At 73.4% G+C, this 7741-nt stretch carries 7 protein-coding genes and 1 rRNA gene; 5 read left to right on the forward strand and 3 right to left on the reverse strand.

All coding sequences use genetic code 11. The features are described 5' to 3' along the window. Both mtrA and mtnA read right to left on the reverse strand, forming a co-directional pair. Positions 1 to 690, reverse strand: a complete 690-nt coding sequence (mtrA, locus tag IE172_RS33270; RefSeq protein ID WP_190101096.1) for a two-component system response regulator MtrA — start codon at positions 688 to 690, stop codon at positions 1 to 3. A 4-nt stretch (positions 691 to 694) separates the two neighbouring features. Beyond that, positions 695 to 1843: an S-methyl-5-thioribose-1-phosphate isomerase gene (gene mtnA, locus IE172_RS33275; RefSeq protein ID WP_190101097.1), complete on the reverse strand. Its 1149-nt coding sequence runs from the start codon at positions 1841 to 1843 to the stop codon at positions 695 to 697. 140 nt (positions 1844 to 1983) lie between these two features. Between mtnA and IE172_RS33280 the strand changes: the two genes are divergently transcribed. Genes IE172_RS33280 through IE172_RS33300 form a run of 5 tightly spaced genes read left to right on the forward strand, consistent with a single transcriptional unit; the run spans position 1984 to position 7555 of the window. After that, the gene (locus IE172_RS33280; RefSeq protein ID WP_190101098.1) at positions 1984 to 3303 is read left to right on the forward strand and encodes a DUF7847 domain-containing protein; all 1320 of its coding nucleotides are present in this window, start codon (positions 1984 to 1986) and stop codon (positions 3301 to 3303) included. A gap of 4 nt (positions 3304 to 3307) precedes the next feature. Beyond that, positions 3308 to 4063 (forward strand): DUF4129 domain-containing protein, encoded by a 756-nt coding sequence (locus tag IE172_RS33285; RefSeq protein ID WP_190101099.1) that lies wholly within the window; start codon positions 3308 to 3310, stop codon positions 4061 to 4063. Beyond that, positions 4060 to 5256: a DUF4350 domain-containing protein gene (locus IE172_RS33290; RefSeq protein WP_190101100.1), complete on the forward strand. Its 1197-nt coding sequence runs from the start codon at positions 4060 to 4062 to the stop codon at positions 5254 to 5256. Before IE172_RS33285 ends, IE172_RS33290 begins: the two co-directional genes overlap by 4 nt. Then, positions 5256 to 6245 carry an AAA family ATPase gene (locus tag IE172_RS33295; protein ID WP_190101103.1) on the forward strand — a complete coding sequence of 330 codons (990 nt, stop codon included), beginning with the start codon at positions 5256 to 5258 and terminating at the stop codon, positions 6243 to 6245. Before IE172_RS33290 ends, IE172_RS33295 begins: the two co-directional genes overlap by 1 nt. Then, positions 6245 to 7555, forward strand: coding sequence for a DUF58 domain-containing protein (locus IE172_RS33300; protein WP_190101101.1), 1311 nt, complete (start codon positions 6245 to 6247; stop codon positions 7553 to 7555). Before IE172_RS33295 ends, IE172_RS33300 begins: the two co-directional genes overlap by 1 nt. 113 nt (positions 7556 to 7668) lie before the next feature. Here IE172_RS33300 and rrf read toward each other — a convergent pair. Beyond that, positions 7669 to 7741: ribosomal RNA gene (gene rrf, locus IE172_RS35545) — 5S ribosomal RNA — on the reverse strand; the annotation flags it as partial.

A 7741-nucleotide genomic window follows, 5' to 3' on the forward strand; every position in this document is an offset into this window, starting at 1 on the left:
TCAGTTCGGTCCTGCCTTGTACCCGACCCCGCGGACGGTCACCACGATCTCCGGCTTCTCCGGGTCCTTCTCGACCTTGGAGCGCAGCCGCTGCACATGCACGTTCACCAGCCGGGTGTCCGCCGCGTGACGGTAACCCCAGACCTGCTCCAGCAGGACCTCACGGGTGAACACCTGCCACGGCTTGCGGGCGAGCGCGACCAGCAGGTCGAACTCCAGCGGTGTCAGCGCGATGGACTGCCCCTCCCGCTTCACGGAGTGCCCGGCCACGTCGATCACCAGATCGCCGATGGCGAGCTGCTCCGGCGCCGGCTCCTCCGACCTGCGCAGCCGTGCCCGGATCCGGGCCACCAGCTCCTTCGGCTTGAACGGCTTGACGATGTAGTCGTCGGCCCCCGACTCCAGGCCCACCACCACATCGACGGTGTCGCTCTTCGCCGTGAGCATCACGATCGGCACCCCGGACTCCGCCCTGATCAGGCGGCAGACCTCGATGCCGTCCCGGCCGGGCAGCATCAGGTCGAGGAGCACAAGATCGGGTTTGGCCTCGCGAAAGGCGGCCAGCGCCTTGTCGCCGTCGGCTACGAAAGACGGCTCAAAACCTTCACCGCGCAGCACGATGCCGAGCATCTCGGCCAGTGCGCTGTCGTCGTCGACGACAAGGACTCGTCCCTTCATAAACGACATCATCCCATTAGCTAATCGTGACCTGGCGTGACCTGGCACACAGGTCGGCCAGGGCCTCGGTCGTCACGGGCGAAACGACACCTTCCTCGGTGACGATCGCGGTCACCAGCTCCGGCGGCGTCACGTCGAACGCCGGGTTGTACGCCTGCGTCCCCAGGGGAGCCACCGGGATCCCCCCTCCCGCTTCCGTCCCGGCCACCGGCACCTGCGGCGCCGTGACCTCCGTCACCTCATGACCGGGGCGCTGCTCCACCTCGATGGACGCCCCGTCCGGCGTCGCCGGATCCACCGTCGTCACCGGCGCCACCACGATGAACGGCACATGGTGGTACCGCGCGAGCACCGCGAGCGGATAGCTCCCCACCTTGTTCGCCACCGAACCGTCGGCCGCGATGCGGTCCGCCCCGACGAGCACCGCGTCCACCTCGCCCGCCGCGAACAGCGATCCCGCCGCGTTGTCGGTGAGCAGGGTGTACGCCATGCCGCTGCGGGCCGCCTCGTACGCCGTCAGGCGAGCACCTTGCAGCAACGGACGCGTTTCGTCCACCCACAGACGCCGCAGCCGCCCCGCCCGGTGGGCAGCGAGCGCCACCGCGAACGCCGTTCCCTCACCTCCCGACACCAGCGAACCCGTGTTGCAGTGCGTGAGGACCCGGTGCCCTCCGCCGGGCAGCAGCTCGTCGAGGAGCGCCAGCCCGTGCCCGGCCATCCGGGCGCTGGCCTCGGCGTCCTCCCGGTGCATCTGCCGCGCCGCGGCCAGTGCCGCCCCGGCCGCCTCCCGGGTGTCCCCGCCCCGGGCGAGCACGGCCCGGTGCGCGGAGTGCGCCCGCCGCGCCCCGACGGCGAGGTTCACCGCGGTCGGGCGGGCGCCCTCCAGCGCCGCCGCCGCGTCGTCCACGTCGAAGCCCCGTACGGCCGCGAGGGCGACGCCGTAGGCGCCCGCGAGGCCCAGCAGGGGCGCACCGCGCACGGCGAGCGACCGGATCGCCTCCACCAGTGCGGGCGGGTCCGTACAGACCAGTTCGACCTCCTCGGCCGGAAGCCTCGTCTGGTCGAGCACGACCAGGACGGGACCTTCGGGTGGCTCTTCCCAGCGCAGTGCCGGGATCTCGGTCGGCCGCTTGTTGTCGCCGCTGTGCGCGTACTGATCAGCCATGCCGTCAGTCTGCCCCCTGTCGGGCCGACAATTGAAGGTACGCAGCCGCCACCTCGGCAGGTCGGTCGACGACCACCCCATGGCACGATGGCTGCCAAGCTGCCGCCGCGACCGCGGTCGGGCACCGTGAAGGAGCGACGATGAACGACACTCCGGGCTGGGCCTCGCCCGGATCCGCCCCGTCCGCAGGGCGGGAGCCGGGAGCGTCCGGACCTGCCGGGCCCACCGGCGGCCCGGAGCCCGAGCAGCCGGCCGGGCCCCCGCGGGAGCCGGGCGCGAAGTGGTCCAAGGAGCAGCCGCCGGCCGGTCAGTGGTCGGCCCCCACCGGCCGCCCCGGCTCCACGGACTCCCCCCAGGCTCCTCCCCCACCGCCCGGTCCGGGCTGGGGCGCCCCGCCGCCCGGCGGACCCGGCGGTCACGGCGGCGGACCGGGCGGTCACGGCGCCTGGGGAGGCGGCGGCTGGGGAGGTCCCCCGCCCGCGGCGAAGCCCGGCGTCATCCCGCTCCGCCCGCTCGGCGTCGGCGAGATCCTCGACGGTGCCGTCTCCACCATGCGCACCTACTGGCGCACGGTCCTCGGCATCTCCCTGACCGTCGCCGTGCTCACCGAGATCGTCGTCGTCCTGCTCCAGGGCCTCGTCCTGGACAACGCGAGCACCGACGCCCTCAACGATCCCAGCGCCACGCTCGACGAACTGACCGACGCCATGGGCGAGGCCCTGCTCAACTCCGGCGTCGTCTTCCTGGTCACCCTGGTCGGCACGGTCGCCGCCACCGCCCTGCTCACCACCGTCACCAGCCGCGCGGTGCTCGGCAGGCAGGTCACCACGGGCGAGGCCTGGCGCGACGCCCGCCCGCAGGTCCTCAAACTGTTCGGCCTGATCTGCCTGCTGCTGCTCATCACCACCGGCATCATCGCCGTGGGCGCGCTGCCCGGGTTCCTCGTGACACTGGCGGCCGGCGGCGAGGTGGGCTTCGGCCTCACCCTCCTCGGCATCGTCTGTGCGACGGTCCTCGCCGTCTGGCTGATGGTCCGCTTCTCCCTGGCCTCGCCCACCCTGATGCTGGAGAAGCAGGGCATCGTGAAGGCGATGACCCGCTCCGCCAAGCTGGTCCGCGGCTCCTGGTGGCGGGTGTTCGGCATCCAGCTCCTCGCGACGATCATCGCCAACGTCGTCGCGTCGATCATCGTCATCCCCTTCACCTTCCTCGCCTCGGCCCTCAGCGGGAACGGCGCCACCGGCTTCCTCAACAGCGCCGGCGGCGACATCGGCTGGACGTTCCTCGTCGTCAGCGGCATCGGCTCGGTCATCGGCGCCATGATCACCTTCCCGATCACGGCCGGCGTCACCGTGCTCCTCTACATCGACCAGCGCATCCGCCGCGAAGCCCTCGATCTCGAACTGGCCCGCGCCGCCGGCGTCCCGGACCACGGCCCCGGCACCACCCCGGGGAGCTGATGCGGTGATCGCCACGGGGGGAGTTCTCACATCCGTACCGGCGCTGCCCGCGACCGCGGACACCGCCGTACGGCTGCTGCTGAGCGGCGACGACGAGCCGCCGGTCACCGTCCCGCGCGACCCCGCGCGGGAAGCCGCCCGGCGCGAGCTGTCCAAGAGCATGTACCACGAGAACGATCCCAGCTGGTACCAGCGGGCCCTCGACGCCTTCTGGGACTGGGTCGGCGGTCTGTTCGAAGCCGCCTCCACCGCGACCCCCGGCGGCACGCTCGGCCTGGTCGTCGTCGTGGCCGCCGTGACAGCCGCCCTGGCTGCCCTGTGGTGGCGCCTGGGCACCCCGCGCCGCCGCCCGGTGTCCGCTCCGGTCCTGTTCGACGACCGCCCCCGCAGCGCCGCCGAACACCGCGCTGCCGCCGAGGCGCACGCCGCACAGGGCCACTGGAACCAGGCCGTCCAGGAACGCATGCGGGCCATCGTCCGCGCCCTGGAGGAGCGTGCCCTGCTCGACGTCCGCCCCGGCCGCACCGCCGACGAGGCCGCCGCGGAAGCCGGCCGCGCCCTGCCCGCCCACACCGGCCGGCTGCACAGCGCCGCCCGCGCCTTCGACGACGTCACCTACGGCGGCAGATCCGCCACGCAGCAGTCGTACGGGCAGATCGCCGACCTCGACCACGACCTGGACCGCACCAGGCCGCAGCCGGCGGACAGCGGCGGCGCCCGGAACACGGACACCGACACCCGCCAGGGGGCCGCCGGATGACGACCGAGGTCACGCGCCCGTCCACCTCGGCCTCGCCCACCGCCCGCCAGGTGTGGACCCGCACCCGCGGCGTCGCCCTGGCGCTGGTGCTGCTGATCGTGGCTGCCGTCGCGATCGCCGTGGTCCGCTCCGACGCCCGCCACGGCCGGCTCGACCCGCGCTCCGCCGACCCCTACGGCAGCCGCGCCGTCGCCGAACTCCTGGCCGACCGCGGCGTGGACACCCGCGTGGTGTCCACCCTCGGGGAGGCCGCCGACGCGGCCGGCCCCGACACCACCCTCCTCATCGCCGTCCCCGACCTGCTGACTCCCAGCCAGCAGACCCGTCTGCACGCCGCCTACGTCCAGTCCGGCGGCCGCACCGTCCTGGTCTCGGCCGGCGGTTCCTCCGTGGAACGCCTCGCGCCCGGTGTCACCGCCGATCCCGCCACCAGCTTCGGCTCCACCCTCGCCCCCCACTGCGAGCTGCCCGCCGCCCGCCGCGCGGGCACCGCCGACACGGGCGGCATCCGCTACTCGACCACCCATCTCCACGCCGACGAGTGCTACCCCAGCGAACGCCAGTCCACCCTGCTGCGCCTGCCGGCGCCCACCGGGGACGGCGACACCGTTGTCCTCGGCGCGCCCGACATCCTCCTCAACGACCGCCTGGACGAGCACGGAAACGCCTCACTGGCCCTCCAGCTCCTCGGCTCCCGCCCTCATCTGGTCTGGTACCTCCCCTCGCTCGCCGACTCCTCCGCCGCCCCGGAGCAGGGCGAGCGGGACTTCTTCGACCTGCTGCCCTCCGGCTGGCTGTGGGGCACCCTGCAACTGTTCGTCGCGGCAGCCCTGGCCGCCCTGTGGCGGGCCCGCCGGCTCGGCCCCCTCGTCCCGGAGAAACTCCCCGTGAGGATCCGCGCCTCCGAGACCGTCGAAGGCCGCGCCCGCCTCTACCGCAAGGCGAACGCCCGCGACCGCGCGGCCACCGCCCTCCGCTCGGCCACCCGCACCCGCCTCGCCCCCCTCGTGGGCGTCCCCGCCGCCCAGGCGCACGCGTCCGAGGCCCTGCTCCCCGCACTGTCCGCCCACCTCCAGGGCGACCCGCGGTCCCTGCACACGCTGCTCTTCGGCCCGCCCCCCGGCGACGACACCGCACTGATCCGGCTCGCCGACCAACTCGACGCCCTCGAAAGAGAGGTACGCCGTCCATGATGGACCCGACCACCGACAACGCCGCGCACACCGGGGACCCGGCCGCCGCCCGGGCCTCCCTGGAAGCCCTGCGTGCCGAGATCGCCAAGGCCGTGGTCGGCCAGGACCCCGCGGTGACCGGTCTCGTCGTCGCGCTGCTCTGCCGCGGCCACGTCCTCCTCGAGGGGGTCCCCGGCGTCGCCAAGACCCTCCTCGTCCGCGCCCTCGCCGCCACCCTGGAACTCGACACCAAGCGCGTCCAGTTCACCCCTGACCTGATGCCGAGCGACGTCACCGGCTCCCTGGTCTACGACGCCCGCACCTCCGAGTTCTCCTTCCAGCCCGGCCCGGTCTTCACCAACCTCCTCCTCGCGGACGAGATCAACCGCACTCCCCCGAAGACCCAGGCGTCCCTGCTGGAGGCCATGGAGGAGCGCCAGGTCACCGTCGACGGCACCCCCCGCCCCCTGCCCGACCCGTTCCTCGTCGCCGCGACGCAGAACCCCGTCGAGTACGAGGGCACCTATCCGCTCCCCGAGGCCCAGCTCGACCGCTTCCTCCTCAAGCTGACCATCCCCCTGCCGTCCCGCCAGGACGAGATCGACGTCCTCACCCGCCACGCCGCGGGATTCGACCCGCGTGATCTGGGCGCCGCCGGTCTGCGCCCCGTCGCAAACGCCGCCGACCTGGAGGCCGCCCGCCGCGCCGTCGCCGAGACGACCGTCTCCCCCGAGATCACCGCCTACGTCGTCGACATCTGCCGCGCCACCCGCGAATCGCCGTCCCTCACGCTCGGCGTGTCCCCGCGCGGCGCCACCGCGCTGCTGGCCACCGCCCGCGCGTGGGCCTGGCTGACCGGCCGCGACTACGTCATCCCCGACGACGTGAAGGCGCTCGCCCTCCCCACGCTCCGCCACCGCGTGCAACTGCGCCCGGAGGCCGAGATGGAGGGCGTCACGACCGACTCGGTCATCAACGCGATCCTCGCCCACGTCCCCGTCCCCCGCTGATGGCCCCCACCGGACGCGCCGCCCTCCTGGCGGCACTCGGCTCCCTCCCCGTCGGCATCTGGGAACCCGGCTGGACGGGCCTCCTCGCCGTCAACGCCCCGCTCGCGGTGGCCTGCGCCTGCGACTACGCGCTGGCCGCCCCCGTGCGCCGTCTCGGTCTCAGCCGCTCCGGCGACACCTCCGTACGCCTGGGCGAGACCGCCGACGTCATCCTCACGGTCAGCAATCCGTCACGCCGCCCGCTGCGCGCCCGCGTCCGTGACGCCTGGCCTCCCAGCAGCTGGCAGGCCGGTACGGAGGTGGCGGCCTCCCGCCACTCCCTGGTGATCCCCCCGGGCGAACGCCGGCGTGTCGTGACGCGGCTGCGCCCCTCCCGGCGCGGTGACCGCCGGGCCGACCGCGTCACCGTCCGCTCCTCCGGCCCGCTCGGTCTCTTCTCCCGCCAGGGCACGCACAAGGTGCCGTGGACCGTACGCGTGCTGCCGCCGTTCACGAGCCGCAAGCACCTGCCGTCGAAGCTGGCCCGTCTGCGCGAACTGGACGGCCGCACCAGTGTCCTGACGCGGGGCGAGGGAACCGAGTTCGACAGCCTGCGCGAGTACGTGCCGGGCGACGACACCCGTTCCATCGACTGGCGGGCGACGGCCCGCCAGTCCACGGTCGCGGTACGCACCTGGCGTCCCGAGCGGGACCGGCACATCCTTCTGGTTCTCGACACGGGCCGTACGTCCGCGGGCCGTGTCGGCGACGCTCCCCGCCTGGACGCCTCGATGGACGCCGCTCTGCTCCTCGCGGCTCTGGCGTCCCGCGCCGGCGACCGCGTCGACCTGCTGGCCTACGACCGTCGTCTGCGCGCCCTCGTCCAGGGCCGTTCGGCGGGCGATGTTCTTCCGTCCCTGGTCAACGCGATGGCCACGCTCGAGCCCGAGCTCGTCGAGACCGATGCCCGAGGACTGGCGGCCACGGTGCTCCGCACCGCTCCTCGCCGTTCCCTCGTCGTGCTGCTCACGACGCTCGACGCGGCTCCGGTCGAGGAGGGTCTGCTGCCGGTTCTGGCCCGCTTGACCCAGCGGCACACGGTTCTTCTGGCCTCTGTGGCGGATCCGCACATCGCCAGGATGGCCGCGGCGCGCGGGGACACGGACGCCGTGTACGAGGCCGCGGCGGCGGCCCAGGCCCACGCGGAGCGGGACCGCACCGCGGAACAGCTCCGCCGGCACGGTGTCACGGTCGTGGACGCGGTCCCCGAAGAGCTGGCGCCGGCGCTGGCGGACGCGTATCTGTCCCTGAAGTCGGCGGGGCGCCTGTAATTCACGAGGACGAGGGCCGACGAGGCAGGCGAAAGACACCCTTACGCCTTCACCGGCATCGTCCTGAAACGCAGAAAGCCCCGTGCCATTGGCACGGGGCTTTCCCAATAATTGTTCGGCGGCGTCCTACTCTCCCACAGGGTCCCCCCTGCAGTACCATCGGCGCTGTAAGGCTTAGCTTCCGGG

The sequence above is a fragment of the Streptomyces griseoflavus genome (assembly GCF_014649995.1).
GTDB lineage: Bacteria > Actinomycetota > Actinomycetes > Streptomycetales > Streptomycetaceae > Streptomyces > Streptomyces griseoflavus.